Raw genomic sequence first — 18,584 nt, 5'->3', positions numbered from 1 at the left:
CTCGCCGCGCAGAAGCAGGAGCTCGCCGCGCAGAAGCAGGAGCTCGCCGCGCAGATGGCGGAGCTCGCCGACGAGGTGAGACGGTTGCGACAGCAGGTTGCGACTCCCGCCGACCGTCCAGCGGCGCCCGCGCCCGAACCCCCAGCGGCGTCAGCATTCGCGGCGGTGCCCGCATCGCGGCCGGCGCGGCCGGCCTTCGATGCGCCGTTACCCGCCGGCGGGTGGCTTCCGCGGGGCCTGCCGCCCGCGGACTGGAAGGCCCGTCACATCCTGGTCTGCTGGATCCTGCACCTGCACCTGCACCTGCACCTGCCGCTGCCGCTGCCGCTGCCGCTGATCGCCGGCTACGCCGGCTATCGGGGCGCGTCTGTCGGCCACGCCCTGGTCGCCGTGCTGCCGCCGCTGCTGCTGCTCGCCGCCGCGGCGCTGCCGGGGGGACAGCGAATCCGCACGCTGGCCGCCGGCGCCGGACTGCTGTGCTCCTCGACGATCCTGATGTTCCTCGCCGGCGGCGCCTGGCAGCTCGTCCTGCACTTCGTCGTCGTCACCGCCCTGCTCGCCCTGTACGAGGACTGGGCAACCCATCTGCTCGGCCTTCCCGCCGTGTTCATCGCCGCCCGCGTCGTGCGACACACCGTCGCGGGTGGGCGTGACCCGTTCGGACCAGTGTGGATCGTCGCCGGGTTCGTCGTCGCGCTCACCGGCGTCCAGCTCGTCCTGCGCCGTCACGGCGAACAATCCCGCCAACGGGCCGCCCATTACCGCGGCCAGCTCTACGAAGGACAGGAAAGCCTCATGGCCCGCATCGAGGAGACCGACCGGCTCCGTAGCGAACTCGTCACGACCGTCAGCCACGAGTTCCGCGCAGCGTTGGCCGGCATCCGCGCCACCCTGGCAACCCTGCGCAGCCAGCGCGATTGCCTGTCCGACACCCGGATCGACGAGCTGCTCGACGATGCCGCCGGGTCCTCACGGCGCCTGCATCGCCTGCTGGAGAACATGCTCACCGCGGCGACCGCCACCGCCACCGCCGTCGACGACGACGTCCGCACCGACCTGCCGTCGGTGCTCGCCGAGGTCGTCGAGGCGCTGCGGGCCGCCGTCCCCGCCCGCGCGAGCAGCGTCATCATCGACGCCGCGGGCCGCCTGCCCGTCCGGATGGCCCACGACGCGCTGCACCAGCTCGTCACGAACCTCCTCGACAACGCTGCCACGTACGCTCAGCCTGGCGCCCCGATCCGGCTGACCGCCGGGCAGGTCGGCGACGAAGCCGTCCTACGCGTACGCAACCCCGGACCCGACCTCGACCCCGACACCATCCGCGGCCTGTTCGAACCGTTCGGCCGCCGCCCCGGCGCCGAGCCCCGCCCCGAGGACGGCGCCCAACTCGGCCTGTATGTCGTGCGCCGGCTCGTCGAGGTCCATGGCGGCCGGCTACGGATGACTGCCCAGGACGGCGAGATCGTCGTCGAGGTCAACCTCGCCACCACCACCGCGGGCACTGTTGGCAGCGTCGCGCCAGCCCCGCCCGTCCCCCGGTCGCACCCCACTCCACCGGCTGCCGTGCCCGCCCACGCCCTTGCTCACGCGCGCCAGTTGACGCAGGCTCGGGGGGCCGGCCCATCACGGCGGCTGGGAGGCGCACGCGCTGGACAGGCAGTCCCGTGCCGCTCGTCCGCGAAGTGTTACCCGTCGTTTAATTGGTGCCGTCGCTGCGTGACATCATGGTGGTTGTGACCGACGACGCAGTGTCCGCCTCTGGCCTCGGACCGTCCGCCGAGGCCCCGGTGGACTGCCCGTCGGTCACCTTCGCCTATCTGGTGCAGGTCAGTCTGGACGGCAGCCGGTGGGTGGCCGATCGGACGGAGCCGTCCGGCGGCTTCGAGCACAGCCCGGGTACCGCGGTGCAGGTCGCCTGCGAGGTCCTGGGCCGCCGCTTCGTCCAGTTGCGGGCCGACGAGGACGTCCGGTGGCGCGACGTGTGGTTCCGCGCCGACGTCTGGTCCCTCGACCCGTCCACCGGCTCGGCGCAGGCTGGCCAGCCGGGTTCGCCGGGGGTCCCGCTGGCCGGCTGGGCGCTGTCGGGGCGGCATCTGCAAAGCCGCGGGATTGCCCCGGACGCCGTGGAGGTGCGCACGCCCGCCCAGGTTCGCCGCGAGGTCGGCCGCTGATCGGGAGTCGGGCCGGGGCCGGCGTCAGGTGGGCAGGTAGCCGGGCAGGCCGCCCGGGCGTCGGCGGCGGCGCAGGACGACGCGGCGTGACCCGTCCGGGAACAGCCGCAGGCGCTCCAGCTCCCAGTCGCCGAACTCGGCGTGCATCGTCAGGATCTGGACGGCTGCCCGGCGGCATGTACAGCTTCTGGTATTCCAGCTCGACCCCAGCCAAAGCGACCTGACCTCGACGTAGTGGACGATTCGACTCACGGTGGGGGCAGGATCACCGTACGGTCCGACTACATTAACCCTCCCGGTACCTCCCGCATGTGTCTGCGGCGGGGTGGGGGCCTGGTTGTTACGGGTTCGTACCGACCGGCCGATCATGACACGCCGGGGCGGGCCGGCGGGCGCGCGACGGGCGGGGCCGCAGGGAACGTAGGAGGCCTCAGGGGACGTAGGAGAGGGTGAAGGCCAGCGTGGCGTAGAGCGTCATCGCCGCCGTCGAGGTGACGAGCGCGAAGGTGAAGACCTCCCGACGGGCGGTGACCAGCGCCGCGACCAGCAGGAACGGGAAGGCGCCGTACACATAGCGTTCCGCCGAGTCGAGGTTGCTGCCGGTGAGCACGGCCGCGAGCACCAGCGCGCTCCACAGCACGTAGGAGACGGGCAGCCGCCGGGCCATCACCACCAGGGCGAGCAGGGCCAGCAGCAGCCACGGCACGTGCAGACCCGTGCCCAGCTCGCCGGAGAAAGTCCCGCGGGCGGCGTGCCACAGCACCGACAGCGGGTTGCCGGTGCTGCCATGGCGGGCCGCGTCGCGTTGGAGGGTGAACGGCGCCAGGCCGTCGCCGTAGGTCCGGGCCGACCAGATCACGTAGATCGCGGCGCCGGCGGGTGCGGCGAGCACGGCCACCAGCCGGCGTAGCAGGTCGCGTCCGCCGATACCGATGCCGCCCGCGGACGTGGCTCGCCGCGCCCGGCCCACGACGGCCTGCGGCGGGGGGCCGAGGCGGCGCAGGCCAGGCAGAGGCAGCCCGCGGGCCGCCTCCACGGCGACGGGGACGGCCAGTAGCACGCCGAGCGGCCGGCACAGCCCGCCGAGCAGGGCGGCCGCGGCCGCGAGCTCCCACCGGCGGCTGCGCGCGCCGAGGAACACCGCCACCGCCAGCAGCCCGGCCAGCGCCTCGGAGTACCCCATGACCAGGACGAACGCGGGCGGGGCGAGGGCGGAGAACCAGATCAGCCGGAAGGTCGTGTCCGAGCCGAGCCCCTCGACGCGGGCGAGGCGGACCAGCGCCAGGGCGAAACCGAGGGCGCACAGGTTGACCACCAGCAGCAGCACGATGCCGACGTGGTCGCCGGCGCCCGGCAGGTGGGACAGGACGCGCACCAGCGCGGGCAGCAGCGGGAAGAACCGGCGGCTCTCATCGCCGGCGCCGCTGTAGCCGGCCTCGGCGATCGTCTTGTACCAGCCGGCGTCCCAGCCGAGCAGGTCGGTGGTCTGCAGCCGGACGCCCTGATCGCCGCGGGCGTTGTCGGCGACGAACTTCGTCATCGCCAGGGCGGTGAGGACGACCAGCCGGGCGGCGAGCCAGGCGAGCACGACCTCCCGCAGGCACCACGGGTCGTCCTGGCGGGCCGGGGCGGGTCGGGACCCGACGCCATGACGGGACCCGGCGCGTCGGCGCGGCGCGGCCCGGGAGCCGTCGCCCTGGATGCTCAGGTCGTCGTGCGGGGCTGGCTCCCGCTGGATGACAGGGTCACGAGCCGGAGCGGGCTCGCGCTGTATTGCGGGGTCGTGTGGACCGGCGGGGCCGACTGGGCCGGCGGTGGAGTCGTGCGCGGGGGGCGGGCCCGTCCCGGTCGCCGGGGTCGAGCCCGGCTGCGGACCAGGGTGGGCGGACGTCCCCCGCGCGGAGTTTCACGACGCCTGGAAGCGCTGCAGTGAGTAGTTCTCGTACACCTTCGCGGGCAGGCCCTGCTCCATGACCTCGTCCGCGTGCGGGCGGGCGTTCTGCAGGGCGCCGCGGACCACGGTGCACAGCTCCTCGTAGGTCCGGTAGGAGCCGGAGCCGGCGAGGAAGACGGTGTGCTGCGGGCCGGCCTCGGTCAACGCGCGCTGGGCGATCGCCCGCCCGTCGGCGTGTTCGTTACGGTCCTCGTAGTTGACCCAGTTGACGCGGTCCGGTGGCGCGTAGGTCGGTACCACGTACACCTTCATCCACGGCGGGACGGTGCGGGCGAGCCCGGGGCCGAGCTGGTCCGGGCAGACCAGCATGACGTCGCCGGGTTTGGCGAGCTGTTCGAGCACCTGGGCGGCCTCGCCGGCCTGCGAGCGTTCCCGCTGGACGTCGGTCGTGCCGGCGAGCAGGCCGGCCAGCGCCGCGACGGCGACGACCCCGCGGAAGATCCGCCGGTCTCCGATGACCGTCGCACCGAGGCCGATGACGAGCAGGAACGGGACGAAGGCGGTGGCGGTGTACCGGTCGGCCCAGGCGTTGCCGACGAGCTTGCCGGCCGTTACCGCGACGACGAGGGTGCCCGTCGCGAGGAAGAACATGGTACGGCCCGGTTCGAGACCGCGCAGGTCGATCAGGACGAACCGGCCGCCGGGGCTGCGCCCGGCGATCCCGGCGGCGGCCAGGCCCGTGATGAGGAACAGCAGCAGCCGGCCGAGCGTCGTCGGGCCGCCGGCCCACTGGCCGTAGGCATGGGAGATCGCCGCGTAGTTGGCCGGCGCGCCCCAGGGGGTGCCGGTGTGGGCGAGCTGGTCGAAGAAGTTCGGCAGCCACGGGGCGAAGACGATCGCGCCGCCGACGATGCCGAGCAGCCCGTAGACCGGCCCGCGCCGTTGCGGGGTCAGGTACCGGCCGGACGAGCGGTGGCTTCGCGCGCCGCCCTGACGACCCACCACCGGCACACCGCCGGCCGCCCCGGCTCCCGATACCGGCATGGACGCCGCTCCTGGCTGGGACGCCGATCCTGGGTGGGAGGGGAGCGGCCCGGTCGGTGCGGACACCGGTCCCGCCGCCGACGACGCCGGCCTGTTCGGCGACGCCGCACTGAGCTGCCGGGAGCGGCGCGCGTGGCGGGCGCGGTACCAGGGCCGCAGGGTGAGCAGCCCGATCAGCCACACGGAGACGGTGAGCAGCAGGTACAGGCACCAGTAGTGGGTCAGCGCCAGGCAGCCGGTGGAGAGGGCCAGGCCGATCACCGAACGTACCGACGGTGCCCGCAGCACCCGTTCCATGGCGAGCCCGCCGAGCGCAGTGAGCAGCACGATGAGGCTGTACATCCGGGTCTCGGTGCCGAAGTACAGCGCGAACGGTGAGGTCAGGTACAGCACGACGGTGACCTTCGCCGCGCGGGCGTTCACCACCCGCCGCGCCAGCAGGAACAGCGGCCACGCCGCGGCGGTGTTGATCAGCGCGGACAGGGAGCGGACGGCGAGGTTGCTCTCCCCGAACACGGTGATCCACCCGTGCAGCACCAGGTAGTACAGCGGTGGTGAGCCGTCCTGCAGCAGGCCGTCCCACAGGGTGACGCCCGACCCGCGCAGCGGGAGCCGCGCGATGGCGACGCTCTGCGCCTCGTCAAGCCACAGCGCCTGGTTGGCGGTGAAACGCACGATGACCGCGGCGGCGACGAGCACCCCCACCACCGCGGCGAACACCCGCCCCGCACGGTCGGGTGCATCCCCGACCCGGTCGACCGGCCCGGGGAGCTGCTCCGCCGGCCGGACCGCGACATCCGTCACGGTCAGTCCCTTCCGTCCACGTTGCCCGCGGTGCGGCGAGGTCGGCCGGGCCACGATCGGCCGACCAGGCAGGTCCGCACCCGGTGCAGGTCTCGTGCGGCAGCCCCCCGCGCCGCGGCGATGCCGGGCGGGCGCGGGGGACAGACCGCGGATTGCGTGCTGGGGCGGTGGGCTGGCCACCGAAGCCGCCACCGGGGCGCGCCGAGTGGGCGCCGCGGAGCGTACCGTCCCGCATTCTGGTCGGGTCGGTCGCCGACGGCACGCCGACGGCGACCGTTCGACGACCATCGAAGATCCCGGCCGGGTCCTCCATGGGCTGTGGCAGGGCCCCGGCCCAGCCCGAAAGTCCGGGTGGGCCGAGCCGCCGCGCTCAGCCGGTCGGTCCGGCTGTCAGCGCTTGGCTGCGCCGGCGGGCGACGACACCTCCTCGTGGTAATCCTCCTCGACGTTGACCTCCCACACGTCGTGCTTCGTGCCGTCGACGATGTTCTCGACGGTCAGCATGGCGGTCAGCATCGAGTGGTCCTGGTTGTTGTACCGGTGCATGCCGTTGCGGCCGACCGGGTGCACGTTCGGCGTGTTCTCGGCCAGCCAGGCCCGAATGATATCGACGTTGTTCTTGTACTGCATGTCGTAGTACGGGTACGCCTTCGGCATCCGCACGACGAATCCCTGCTCGACCTGGGAGGCCCGGATGAGCCCGAGCTCGACCAGCTCCTTGGTGGCGAGTGAGATGAGGTCCTCATCCGAGCTGTTCCACGTCTCGTCGCCCTCGAAGACGAAGTACTCCAGGCCCAGACAGGTCCGCTTGTCCTTCACCAGGAACGGCGACCAGGAGGCGAAGTTCTGGATCCGCCCGACCTTGACGGCGGGGGAGTGGATGTAGATCCAGTTGTCCGGGAATCCGGCCTCCTCCGGCACCACGAGGGCGACGGTAAGGAAGTCGCGATACTTCAGCGCGTTCGCCGCGGCCAAGACGTGGTCGGGCACCGGCGGGTCCATCACACGAACCAGCGACGAGAAAGACATCGACGAGATGATCTCGTCGGCGGGGTACTGGTATTCGCTGCCGAGGTCGCTGCGCGACGATTCCGGCGCGCCGGCACCCGGGCCGTATCCGCCGGTCACGGTGGTGGTGACACCGGTCGCCCGGCCGTCAGCGTGATGAATCTTGCGGACCTTTTCCTCGAAGACCACTCGACCGCCCTGCTTGACGATCTTGTCGGTGGCGGTTTCCCACATCATTCCAGGCCCGAACTTGGGGTACTGGAACTCCTCTATGAGGGAGGTGATATCCGTCTGGTTCCGCTTGGGCAGCACCGAGTTCACAATGGCGTTCATCATGGACAGGCTCTTGATGCGCTGCGCCGCCCAGTCCGAGGGCATCTCGCTGACCGGCACGCCCCACAGCTTCTCGGTGTAGGTCTTGAAGAACGTGCGGTACAGCCGCCAGCCGAAGCGGGCCACCAGCCAGTTCTCGTAGTTGCTCTGGTCCTGCGGCGGGCGCACGCGGGCCGCGGCGTAGGAGGCAATGCAGCGCGCCGCCTCCACCAGGCCCAATCCGCCGAGCGCGTTCGCCGCCTTGAGTGGGTAGTCGAAGAACTTCCCGTTGTAGTAGATGCGGCTCGATCGCGGCCGGAGCAGGAAGTCCTCGTCCGGCAGGATCTCGTGCCAGAGCTTCTCGACCTCAGGTACCTTCGTGAAGAAACGGTGGCCGCCGATGTCGAAACGCCAGCCGTCCCGCTGCGCGGTACGGCTGATTCCGCCGACGACCGAGTCACCCTCGATAATCGTCACGGGCACGTCCCGTTTCACCAGCTCCCAGCCGGCGGTCAGACCGGCCGGCCCGGCTCCGATGACGACTACCTCTGGCTTTTCGGTCACTGTGCCGGACCTCTCCTCAACGCACTTTCATGGTCACTCCCGCGGCCGGATGCCGGGCATCCACCGCCGGGGGCGCCGGACCCTGGGACCGGCCTCGGGGGGCAAGTCTCGCATGCGGACGGCTGTGACCCACCCGCACCCCCTCACCGTCACCGGCACGATCAAGCGTGGTACATCCGGACTATTCCCCCTGCCTGCCCCCCTGCCTGCCTTCCACCTGTCCATCGCGGTGAGTCCGCCGACCGTGCCCCGGTCCCGCTCTGGCATCGTGCGGACATGGGCTTGCCTGTATTCGGTTCGCGGCAGGCAGCCGCGGCGCGGCCCGAAGGTGCCGATTCGGGTCCGCGCCGGACGCTACCGGCGATCCTCGTCGGCTGGTGCGTGCTCGCCTGGGGCATCGCGGCGAAGGACGGCCGGTACGGCGCGTGGGCGATGGCCGGCGTCCTGCTCGGCGTCGCGGCCGCCGCGCTCGCCACCGTCCACCACCGCCCGTCGACCGAATCCTTCGTGGCGTCCGCGGGCGGTGTCACCGCGGGCGGTGTCGTCGGGTGGGGTGTCGCCGGAGACGGGCGGGCGTGGGTCGGTGGCTGGCTGCTCGTCGCGCTCACCGTCGGGTTGGGGCCGATCGTGCGCCATCCCCGCTACTACGCCGCCGGGCCGCTGGCCGCCGTCGCCGACGCGCTTGCGATCATCGCGGGCCTGCTCGCGGCCGCCGCGATTCTGATGGCGCTGGCCCCGCCGGCCGGCGCGGTCCCGCGGGCAGGCAGGTCGGCGGCTGGGGCACCGGTGGCAGTGGGTCTCGCGGCGGCGCGGCGGGCACTCGGCTCACCCGCGCTGTTCTGGGTCGTGCTGGGCCTGGCGGGCGCCGCGGGTATCGCCACGATCCGGGCGGCACCCGTGCCCCGCATCGACGTGTTCCACCTGCTGCAGGTCTCCACCTCAGGGCTGACGCACGGCGCGGACATGTACCGCCAGCAGTGGGCGCCCAACCGCGCCGCCTACCCCGTCGATGGCCTGTTCGACGTCTACCCCTACCTGCCGATCACCTCGGTGCTGCTCGCGCCGCCACGATTGCTGCTCGGCGACGTCCGCTACGGCCTGCTGCTGGCGCTCGCGGTGGCGGCGGCCTGCGCGCGCGGTCTCGCCACCGGCCGCCGCGATGACGGCGGTGCGTCCGGTGCGTCCGGTGCAGGCGGTGTGTCCGGTGTGGGCGGGGCCGGGTGGTCGGTCGCGGTTGCCGTGTTGCCGCTGCTGGTGGTGATCTTCCCTGAGTCGATGTACGCGTTGCAGCAGTCGTGGACCGAACCGCTGCTTGTCGCCTGCCTCGCGGCCATGGTGCTGGCCGTCCGAGGCGGCCACGGGCGCACGGCGGTCGTCGCCCTGGCCCTCGCGCTGGCCACCAAGCAGCACGTCGCCCTGTTGCTGCCGGTCGCGGTGGCCTGGCCGCGGTTCGGGCCGCGGCGCACGGCCGTGGCCGCGGGGGTGGGGGCACTGCTCGTAGTCCCGTGGGTGCTGGCCGGGCCGGGGGACTTCGTCGACGACGCCGTCTGGACGAACCTGCACTACCGGGTGCTCGGCCACTCCCTGTCCGTGCCGGGCTGGGCGGCGCACTTCGGGGTCGCGTTCGGCTTCGCGCCGGCTGCGGTGGCGCTGGTCGCGGCGTACTACGCGGCCTGGCGGGCGCGCGGCGACGCCACCGGGTTCTGCCTCGGGGCCGCGCTGGTACTGCTCGCGCTGAACCTGATGAACAAGCAGACGTTCTTCAACCACTACACGCTGCCGATGGGCCTGCTGGTCCTCGCCGCCGCGGCCCTCGGCGTCGGCGGTCAGCGCAGGGTGGAGAAGCGTTCCAGCGACGCACCCTCGTAGAGGTCGCGCCGCTCGACCTGGACGGTCCGGTCGCGCAGGGTCGCCAGCTGGTCGGACAGCACCGCACAGGCGCCCTCCAGGAACCGGTACCCGTCGGCGCGCACGAGTAGGACCGCGTGGTCGGGACCGGCGAGTTCGTTGACCTCGTCGGCGAACGCCGTGCCGTTGGCCCGCTGCATCCGGTCGGCGTAGTCGACCCAGTCGACGAGCGCCGGGCCGCTGGCGTCCGCGTACACGATCTCCCGGACGGTCAGCGGGCCGTGCCGGACCAGCGCCCGGTGCACGGCCGGGCCGAGCTGGTCGGGGCAGTAGGCCACCACGTCGCCCGGCCGGGCGAGCGCGACGATCCGCCCGGCGATCTCCCCGGCCTGGGTGCGTTCGGTGCGGGCCAGCTGCCAGCCGCCGACCAGCCCGCTGAACACGGCCAGAACCAGCACGATCGCCCGTACCCGCGTCCCCGGGAGCTGGGCGATGCCCAGGGAGGCCAGCAGCAGGCACGCCGGCAGGGCGATGCCGGTGTACCGCTCGGCGTAGGCGCTGCCGCCGAACGAGTTCACGAAGTACGCCAGCACCAGCGGTAGCAGCCAGATCGCCGCCAGGTAGCGGCCCGGCACCCGGCCGGTCACCCGGACCGCGAGCTCCCGGCCGCCGGCCGGCCGGGCGGTCAGGCCGATGAGCGCCCCGCCGAGCAGCACCACGCCGAGTAGCGCCCCCGTCGACTGCGGCCCCGCCCAGTCGAACACCGTGTCCAGCAGCACCTGGGCCTGCACCTTCGGCGCCCACGGGGTACCGGTGTGCAGCATCTGGAACAGGAACGACGGCATCCACGGGGCGAACAGCGCCGCCGAGGCCGCCATCGCCGCGAACGCCCGCAGCGTGACCCGGCGGTAGTGCGGCCGCCGGCGGGCCTGCAACAGCAGGAACGCCGCCACCGTGAAGATCAGCAGGAACGTCCAGTAGTGGGTGTAGACCAGTGCCGCCGTGGCCAGCGTCAGCGCCGCCAGGCGGGGCGGCGTCGAGCGTTCCAACGCGCGCACCGCCGTGAGCCCGAACACCAGCACCAGCAGCACGACCAGCGAGTACATCCGGGTCTCGCTGCCGTAACGGATCGCATACGGGGAGCAGGCGAACATCAGCAGCGTCGCCACGCCCACCCACATCGGGGCGTCGCGCTCGCCGTTGCCCGCGGCGTAGGCGGTGCGCCCGACCCGACGCCCGGCGAACCACGCCAGCGGCAGCGTGAGCAGCGACAGCACGCCCGACAGGGCGCGAACCGCGACATCGCCGTCGCCGAAGACGCTGATCCAGCCGTGCAGCAGCAGGTAGTACAGCGGCGGTGAGCCGTCGTGGCGCAGCGAGTGGAGCAGGTCCGGCACCGGTCGGGAGGCGATCGCGACCGTCAGCGACTCGTCGAGCCACAGGTGGCTCGGCGTGGCGAAGCGCATCACCGCGCCGATGGCGACCGCTACCGCGACGGCGGCCACCAGCAGCCGCGGGACCAGCGGCACGGTCCGGATTCTCGCTACCCGCCCCAACCGCTCGACGTGTTCCAGCCGACGCTGCCAGGCCCCCGGTGCCGTGACGATAGTCACTGCCGTCGTCGTGGTGGGGACGGCTGCCGCAGCTGCGTCGCCGGCGGGGCCTTCGTGCGGGTCGCCGTCCGGTGCCTGCTGGGGCAGGCGCGGACTGGGCAGGGACCCGGCCTCCCGGCCGGTGGCGGCCGTCCCGGGTGCGTCTGCGTCCACGATGGGAACGCTACCCATCTTCATCGGCCACCCCGGAGCCGGCGACCCGTGCGCGCGGTGCCGCGGCACCGGACCCGAGACCTTCGCGGCCGTCCTCTGCCGCCGCACGGGCGGACACGGCGACGCCGGTGCGGGCATCACCCGGTCTTTCGCCGGTGTCCGGGTCGTCGTCGTCCTCGGTCAGCTCGCCCGCGATCTCTCCGGCGAGCAGGGCGGCGAGCGACGTCAGCCGCCGCCGTCCGCCCGTATGGCGCACCGCGTTACGCACGGCGGGGCCGTTCACGGCGACGATGGACAGGTGCGTCGCCGCCCGCGTGAGCGCCGTGTAGATCAACGGGCGGGTCAGCATCCGGCCGGCCTCCGGGGGGAAGACGGCGACGACCGCCGGCCACTCGCTGCCCTGCGCCCGGTGCACCGTCACTGCCCAGCCGTGCCGCAGATCGCCGAGGATCCCCGCGGGCACCTCGACGATTCCGCCCGGGAAGGCGATCCGCAGCGCCCCGCGTTCGCCCGCGGCGACGACGGTGCCGATCTCGCCGTTGGCGAACCCCACATCGATGTGGTTGGCCGTCGCCACGACCCGGTCCCCGACGTCGAAACCGGACGTGGCGCCCGTGCCCGGGTTGAGGACGCGTTTGAGCGCCGCGTTCAGCGCCCCTGTGCCGGCCGGCCCGGCATGCACCGGCGTGACGACCTGGACCTCGGCGGAGGGGATTCCCAACGCGCGCGGAATCGAGTCGGTGACGAGCTGCACGGTGCGGTGCGCCGCCTCCCCGGAGCTGCCCGAGGGGACGACGACCACCTCGCGGCCGGGGCCCGACGGGGGCGGCGGCAGCTCCCCACCGCGCACCGCGGCGGCCATCATCGCGATCGCCCCGCCGTCAACCTGGCGGTAGAGCCGGCGCAGCTCCGTCACCGGGACCTCGCCGGACTCCAGCAGATCGGTGAGGACCTGGCCCGGTCCGATGCTCGGCAACTGGGCGGGGTCCCCGACGAACATCAGATGGGTGCCCTCGGCGCAGGCGTCGAGCAGCGCGGCGGCGAGTTCGGCGTCGAGCATCGACGCCTCGTCGACGACGACGAGGTCGGCGTCGATCGGGTTGTGCTCCCCGCGGGCGAAGCCGCCGCCGCGGCCCTGCGCGCCGAGCAGCCGGTGCAGGGTGCTCGCCGGCGCCCCGCACAGCTCCTCGAGCCGCTTGGCGGCCCGACCGGTCGGCGCGGCGAGCGCGACCTGAGCGTCCGCCGCCCAGGCGAGGCGGACGACGGCGGCGACGGTGCGGCTCTTGCCCGTCCCCGGCCCGCCGGTCAGCACGCTGATCCCCGACTCCAGGGCCGCCCGGGCCGCGGCGAGCTGCACCTCGTCCAGGCCGTCCACCGGGTCGTCCCCCGCCCCGCCGGCTCCGCCCGCCCCGCCGGCCGATCCCGACGGGCCTGCCGGGCCGTCGGCGTCCTCGACCTCGGACCCATCGACCTCGGACCCCTCGGCCCCGGACCACTCGGATCCCTCGGCGTCGTCGTCCGTCGGGTTCCGGCCGATCGGCGGGCCGTCGCCCGCGGCGCCCTCGTCGTCGAACATCAACGCGGCGGGCGGCGGCGCGGCCGGGGTGGCCGCGGTGTGCGCCTCGGCCGCGTCCTCGTCGCTGTCCTCGTCGCTGTCGTCGTCTGGGCGGCGGCGCACATTGGGCGCGCCTTCGCGCAGCGGCTCGGCGGTGGCCACCAGCCGTTCGATGCCGTCGGCGATGGACTGCTCGGCCATCGCATAGCGCTCCAGCGCGATCCGGTCGCCGACGGCGATGATCCGCCCGTCGTCGAGGGCGGCGTCGAGGGCCCGGCGAGGATTGGCCACTCCCTCCCGGGCGGCGGCCTGCAGCACGGCGCCGACCGGGCCGGCCGTGTCCCCGGCCCGCGTCGCCGCCCGGTCCAGCAGGTGGGTGAGCACCGCCGGGCCGCGTCGCGGGTCGTCGCGGTGCAGCCCACGGCGGCGGGCGAACCGGTCGGCCTGGCCGATCTCGGCGTCGGTGGCGGTCAGCAGCATCCATGGGTCGGCCCGCAGGGCCTCGGCGGCGGTCGGGCCGAACCGGTCGGTGGCCCCCCGGGCGAGGCGGGCCGGCAGGTCCGCTGCGACGAGCAGCTCGACGACTGCGTAGGTGCCCGCGGCGGCGCGGAAGCTGTCGGCGAGCCGGCGGGCCCGCGGGCCGGTGACACCCTCGACGGTGCCGAGCCGGCCGACGTCGACGTTCCCGGGTCGGGTGATACCGGCGGCGGGCAGGCGGGCGGCCGTCGTGCGGCCCAGCCCCGGCCACAGCGCGGCCTCGCAGAACGCGGAGAACACCGCCGCCGGGTCCGCGGCCGCGTCGTCGTGCTCGGTTTCCGGGGCGGGATCGGGTCCCGGGGCGGCGGCGGTCGGGTACTCGTCGGGCATGCCGGGAAGCGTAACGACGCACCACTCGGCGCCCGGCGAAGCCCGCTGGGTAGCGTGGTATCACCGGTGGCTGTGTCAGGGCGCGCCGTGGTCCGCACCCGGCGTGTCCGGGGCCGCGGCCTCGCGCCGCGCCCGGTTATGGCCGCCCGCGGGTCCGGTGGCGTCGCGGACCCGTCCGATCTTGAAGGGACCGACCGGTTGACCACTGTGCTGCTGGTCCGCCACGGCCTGACCGCCGTCACGGGCAAGATCCTCCTTGGCTGGACCCCGGGCGTCAGCCTGGACGAGCGGGGCCGGCGGCAGGCCTCGGGCCTGGCGGGTCGGCTCGGGGACATCCCGCTCGCCGCGATCGTCAGCAGCCCGCTTGAGCGCTGCCGCGAGACGGCGGGCACGATCGCGGCCTGCCGGCCCGAGGGGCCGCAGGCTCCCGGCGGCGTCCAGCCGGTCGCCGTCGACGAGCGGTTCGGGGAGTGCCGCTACGGGGACTGGACCGGGCAGGAGCTCGCCGTTCTGGCCAAGGATCCGTTGTGGGCGGTGGTGCAGAGCCATCCCAGCGCCGTGGTGTTCCCCGGGCCCGAGGGCGAGGCACTGCGCGACACCCAGGCCCGCGGCGTCACCGCGGTGCGGGAGTGGAACGACCGGCTCGGCCCGGACGCGACCTGGCTGCTGTGCTCGCACGGCGACGTTATCCGCACGATCGTCGCCGACGCCCTGGGCATGCACCTCGACATGTACCACCGGATCACCGTCGACCCGTGCTCGCTGACGGTGATCCGCTACGGCGAGCGGCGACCGTTCGTCCGGCGGATCAACGACATCGGCGGCGACGTCGTCGAGCTGCTCCCGCCGCCCCCCAAGCCCGAGGGCGAGTCCACGGAGAGCACCGCCGGCATCGCGGGCACCACTGGCATCGCGGGTGGCCCCGGTGACTCGGCCGCCGGGGACGGTTCGGCGCCCCCGGCCGCGCTGAGCCCCGACGAGGTCGTCGGCGGGGGCGCCGGATCCTACCCGCCGCCCGCCGGCGGGGGAGCGGTCTGATCGGCCATGGCACGCCGGATACACGTCTTCGACCCACCGCAGCGGTTCGTCGCGGGCACCGTCGGCTCGCCCGGGGCCCGCTCGTTCTACCTGCAGGCCCGGGATGGGGTGAGGCTGGTCACGGTCGCGGTCGAGAAGGCCCAGGTCGTCCTGCTGGCCGAGCAGCTCACCGAGCTGCTCGACGAGCTGGGCCGGCGCGGGGTCGCGGCCGGGCTCGTCGCACCCGTCGGTGCGCCTGAGACCTCGCCGCTGGAGCGGCCGATCGAGGCGGACTTCCGGGTCGCCACGATCGCCCTCGGGTGGGATCCGCGCGGCAGCCGCGTCGTCGTCGAGGCGCAGGCGGCCGGCGGCGAGGGGTCGGCCGCCGGGTTCAGCGGCGATCCGGACGGCCCCGACGCGCTGCGGGTGCTGGTGGCGGCGGGCGCCGCCCGTGCCTTCGCCCGCCGGGCGGGGCGGCTCGTCGACGCCGGGCGCCCGTCGTGCCCGCTGTGCGGCCAGCCCCTCGACGACGACCACGTCTGCCCGCGTCAGAACGGACACCGGCTCTGATGCTCGCCCAGCGCCCGGGGGACGCGCCTGGTCGGGCCGCGGCTCCGGCGGCTTCGGGGACCGGTCGGGGCCGCGGGGTGCGGATTCGTGTCGGAGAGACCCCGGTCACCATCCGGACCCGGAGACAGAGCCGGTATGCAGCGGACACACTGGGCTGATGGGTGTTCCCGCGGCGGGTCCCACTCCGGGGCGGCGGCCGCCACTCGATCCGATCGACGGCGGCGGCCTCGACGCCCCTGCCGCCCTCGACCTGCTGCGCCGCGGCGAGCTGACGGTCAGCGCCAGGCTCGCCGACGCCAGCAACGCGACGCTGTACTGCGACATCACCGCGGGCGACGTCGCCGGGCGCTGCGTCTACAAGCCGGTTCGCGGGGAACGGGCGCTGTGGGACTTCCCCGACGGCACCCTCGCCGCTCGCGAGCTGGCCGCCTACGAGGTCTCCGCCCACCTCGACCTCGGGATCGTGCCGCCGACGGTCCTGCGCGACGGCCCGTTCGGCGAGGGCATGGCCCAGCTGTGGATCGACACCGACGTCACCGTCGACCTGGTAGCCCTCACCCGCTCCGGAGACCCGCAGCTGCGCCGGATCGCGCTGTTCGACGCCGTCATCAACAATGCCGACCGCAAGGGCGGGCATCTGCTGCCCGCGCTGTCGGGGCGCATCCACGGCATCGACCACGGCGTCACCTTCCACCCGGAGGGCAAACTGCGCACGCTGCTGTGGACGTGGCGGGGCCGGCGGTTGGTCGCCGAGGAGAGGGCCCTGCTCGGCTGCCTGCGCGAGGCGCTCGCCGGCGACCTCGGTGACCGGCTCGCCGAGCTGATCACCGTCACCGAGCTTGCCGCGCTGGCCACCCGGGTGCACCGGCTGCTCGACGAGGGCCGCTTCCCGCTGCCTTCGGGGGACTGGCCGCCGATCCCGTGGCCGCCGTTCTGAATCGGCGATTCCTGAATGGTCAGCTTACGGACGGTGATGTTCGGCCCTGTAGCCGTTTTCGCAGGTCGGTTACGGGATGGTTACCCGTCTTGTGCCCGCCGAGGGAACCGTTCGCGGTTACTCTGACACGCATGCAGGCGTGGCCATCTCCTCTGATACGTCCACTTCCAGGCCGCGGCCGGCCCTTGCGGATCTTCGACACGGCCACGTCGAGCGTGCGACCCCTGGATTCCGCGCCCACGGCCCGTCTCTACGTCTGCGGCATCACGCCGTATGACGCGACGCACCTGGGTCATGCGTTCACGTACCTGACGTATGACCTCGCGCAGCGGGTACTGCGGGATGCCGGCCACATCGTCCTATATGTGCAGAATGTTACGGACGTCGATGCTCCCCTGCTCGAGCGGGCCGACCGGGACGGCCTCGACTGGCGTGACCTCGCCGACCGGGAGATCGAGCTGTTCCGCGAGGACATGACCGCGCTGCGGATGCTCCCCCCGGACTCCTATGTCGGTGTGGTCGAGGCGATCCCGATGATCGTCGAGATGGTTGCCGAGCTCGTCGACCGGGGCGCGGCCTACCACGTCGACGACGACCTGTACTTCTCCGTCGCCGCCGCCCCCGCGTTCGGTGACATTTCCCACCTGTCCCGGGCCGAGATGCTGGCGATCTGCGCCGAGCGTGGCGGCGACCCGTACCGCGCCGGCAAGAAGGACCCCCTCGACCCGCTTCTGTGGCGGGCGCAGCGTCCCGGGGAGCCGTCATGGCCCTCCCCGTTCGGCCCCGGCCGGCCCGGCTGGCACATCGAGTGCTCTGCGATCGCCCGCCACCACCTCGGCGGCGTCGTCGACATCCAGGGCGGGGGCACCGACCTGACCTTCCCGCACCACGAGTGCAGCGCCGCGCACGCCGAGGTCGCCACCGGTACTCGCCCGTTCGCCCGCAGCTACGTGCACACAGCGATGGTCAGCCTCGACGGCCACAAGATGTCGAAGTCGCGCGGCAACCTGGAGTTCGTCTCCCGGCTGCGCCGCGTCGGAACGGACCTGGCCGCGCTGCGCCTCGCCCTGCTCGACCACCGTCACACCGGCGGCTGGGAGTGGACGGCGGGCCTGCTGTCGGACGCGGTGACCCGGGTCGAGCGGTGGCGGGCGGCCGTCGCCCTGCCCGCCGGCCCGGACGCGACGCAGGTGCTCGCCGCCGTCCGCGAACGGCTCGCCGACGACCTCGACGCCCCCGGTGCCCTCGCCGCGGTCGACGCCTGGGTCGACGCGGCGCTCGCCGACGCGGGCGCCGCTGGCAGCGGCCCGGCTGGCAGCGGCCCGACTAGCAGCAGTGGCCCGACTGGCGCGTCCCCTCGCGGTTCTGGCGGTGCGGTGGGTGCCGGGGGGGAGGCGCCTGCGCTCGTCTCGAGGCTCGTTGACACACTGCTCGGTGTAGACCTTGAACCCGTCCGACCCAGAGGGAGCTGATGGATGGGGGCCCACCACCGCAGGACAGATACCGGGGCGGCGACCGAACGGCCCGCCTTCGACGAGGTCGCCCACGGCTACGACCCGCGCCAGGTGGACGACTACCTCGCCACGCTGTGGCGGTACGCCAGCCAGGTGACCTCGCGTGCGGCCGCCGCGGAGAGCGCACTCAAGCACGAGCGGGAGCGCAGCGCGGGCGCCGCCGGTGCCGCGGAGTTCGCAGCCCAGGCCGGCGGCCGGATCGGGCAGATGCTCGCCATCGCCCAGCGGGAGGCCGACGAGATCATCGACGGCGCTCGCCAGATCGCCGAGTCCGCCCTAGAGGAGGTGATCGAGGACGCCGGGGCGAACCATCCGATCGTTCGCGAGGCCCGTGAGCAGGCCGAGAAGCTCTTGCTCGACGCGGTGGAGGAGAGCCGCCGGCTCGCCCTGGAACGCCGCCGTGAGCTGGCAGACGAGATCGTCCGCAGTTCCGCGTCCCTCGACACCCTCCGTCACCAGCAGGGGGAGATCATTGGGACGGTCCTGCGACTGCGCCGCATCCTCGGCTCCGACGAGGTCGACCGCGTCGTCACCGACCTGGCCCGGGCCGGCGCGACCCCGCCGCAAGCGGCCGGCCCCGCCGGCCCCGCTCCCGCCGGGGTCGGCGACTTCCCCACCGCCGGCGCTGGATCCCCCGCCGGCGGTACGCAGGACCGCTTCGTCCCCGGCGCGTCCGCCCCACAGGCGGCCGGCGACGCCTTCCCGGGCGGATC

General features: G+C 73.6%; 12 protein-coding genes and 2 pseudogenes. 8 read left to right on the top strand and 6 right to left on the bottom strand.

The window, feature by feature from the left end:
• Together G6R25_RS11270 and G6R25_RS11265 are read left to right on the top strand one after the other, a co-directional pair.
• On the top strand, positions 1-1,737 hold a 1,737-nt coding region (locus G6R25_RS11270; protein ID WP_163552939.1), incomplete at its 5' end, for a sensor histidine kinase.
• Entirely contained in the window at positions 1,725-2,171 is a 447-nt protein-coding gene (locus tag G6R25_RS11265; protein WP_163552942.1) for a hypothetical protein, read from the top strand. The genes G6R25_RS11270 and G6R25_RS11265, both read left to right, overlap by 13 nt.
• Before the next feature lie 24 nt (positions 2,172-2,195).
• On the opposite strand, the pseudogene G6R25_RS11260 reads toward G6R25_RS11265, so the two are convergent.
• The 4 genes and pseudogenes from G6R25_RS11260 to G6R25_RS11245 form a co-directional block, all read right to left on the bottom strand.
• Positions 2,196-2,385, bottom strand: a pseudogene (locus tag G6R25_RS11260) (DUF5703 family protein).
• A gap of 216 nt (positions 2,386-2,601) precedes the next feature.
• Positions 2,602-3,759 (bottom strand): glycosyltransferase family protein, encoded by a 1,158-nt coding sequence (locus tag G6R25_RS11255; protein ID WP_235948057.1) that lies wholly within the window; start codon positions 3,757-3,759, stop codon positions 2,602-2,604.
• Positions 3,760-4,077: 318 nt separating this feature from the next.
• Positions 4,078-5,913, bottom strand: a complete 1,836-nt coding sequence (locus G6R25_RS11250; RefSeq protein ID WP_163552938.1) for a glycosyltransferase family 39 protein — start codon at positions 5,911-5,913, stop codon at positions 4,078-4,080.
• Between the two features lie 390 nt (positions 5,914-6,303).
• Entirely contained in the window at positions 6,304-7,797 is a 1,494-nt protein-coding gene (locus tag G6R25_RS11245; protein ID WP_136449022.1) for an NAD(P)/FAD-dependent oxidoreductase, read from the bottom strand.
• A gap of 276 nt (positions 7,798-8,073) precedes the next feature.
• Between G6R25_RS11245 and G6R25_RS11240 the strand changes: the two genes are divergently transcribed.
• Positions 8,074-9,666, top strand: a complete 1,593-nt coding sequence (locus tag G6R25_RS11240) for a glycosyltransferase (RefSeq protein WP_163552937.1) — start codon at positions 8,074-8,076, stop codon at positions 9,664-9,666.
• Here G6R25_RS11240 and G6R25_RS11235 read toward each other — a convergent pair.
• Together G6R25_RS11235 and G6R25_RS11230 are read right to left on the bottom strand one after the other, a co-directional pair.
• Complete coding sequence (locus G6R25_RS11235) at positions 9,624-11,411, bottom strand: glycosyltransferase family 39 protein (protein ID WP_235948055.1); 1,788 nt, start codon at positions 11,409-11,411, stop codon at positions 9,624-9,626. The two genes, G6R25_RS11240 and G6R25_RS11235, sit on opposite strands and share 43 nt — an antisense overlap.
• A 10-nt stretch (positions 11,412-11,421) precedes the next feature.
• Entirely contained in the window at positions 11,422-13,833 is a 2,412-nt protein-coding gene (locus G6R25_RS11230; protein ID WP_163552935.1) for an AAA family ATPase, read from the bottom strand.
• Positions 13,834-14,031: 198 nt separating this feature from the next.
• Here G6R25_RS11230 and G6R25_RS11225 point away from each other — a divergent pair, with 198 nt between their 5' ends.
• The 5 genes and pseudogenes from G6R25_RS11225 to G6R25_RS11205 all read left to right on the top strand — a co-directional run.
• On the top strand, positions 14,032-14,871 hold the full coding sequence (locus G6R25_RS11225) for a histidine phosphatase family protein (protein ID WP_163552934.1): 840 nt from the start codon (positions 14,032-14,034) through the stop codon (positions 14,869-14,871).
• Positions 14,872-14,877: 6 nt separating this feature from the next.
• A complete protein-coding gene (locus G6R25_RS11220) occupies positions 14,878-15,420 on the top strand; it encodes a DUF3090 family protein (RefSeq protein ID WP_163552933.1) in 543 nt (180 codons plus the stop codon).
• Between the two features lie 157 nt (positions 15,421-15,577).
• Positions 15,578-16,357 carry an SCO1664 family protein gene (locus G6R25_RS11215; protein ID WP_163552932.1) on the top strand — a complete coding sequence of 260 codons (780 nt, stop codon included), beginning with the start codon at positions 15,578-15,580 and terminating at the stop codon, positions 16,355-16,357.
• A 131-nt stretch (positions 16,358-16,488) separates the two neighbouring features.
• A complete protein-coding gene (mshC, locus tag G6R25_RS11210) occupies positions 16,489-17,829 on the top strand; it encodes a cysteine--1-D-myo-inosityl 2-amino-2-deoxy-alpha-D-glucopyranoside ligase (protein ID WP_205447057.1) in 1,341 nt (446 codons plus the stop codon).
• A gap of 3 nt (positions 17,830-17,832) precedes the next feature.
• Positions 17,833-18,584: pseudogene (locus tag G6R25_RS11205) on the top strand (DivIVA domain-containing protein); the annotation flags it as partial.

It is taken from the genome of Candidatus Frankia alpina, from assembly GCF_902806485.1.
In the GTDB taxonomy this organism is placed as follows: domain Bacteria; phylum Actinomycetota; class Actinomycetes; order Frankiales; family Frankiaceae; genus Frankia; species Frankia alpina.
The sequence above is the reverse complement of the archived record's forward strand: the minus strand, read 5'-3'. Positions and strand labels throughout refer to the sequence as shown.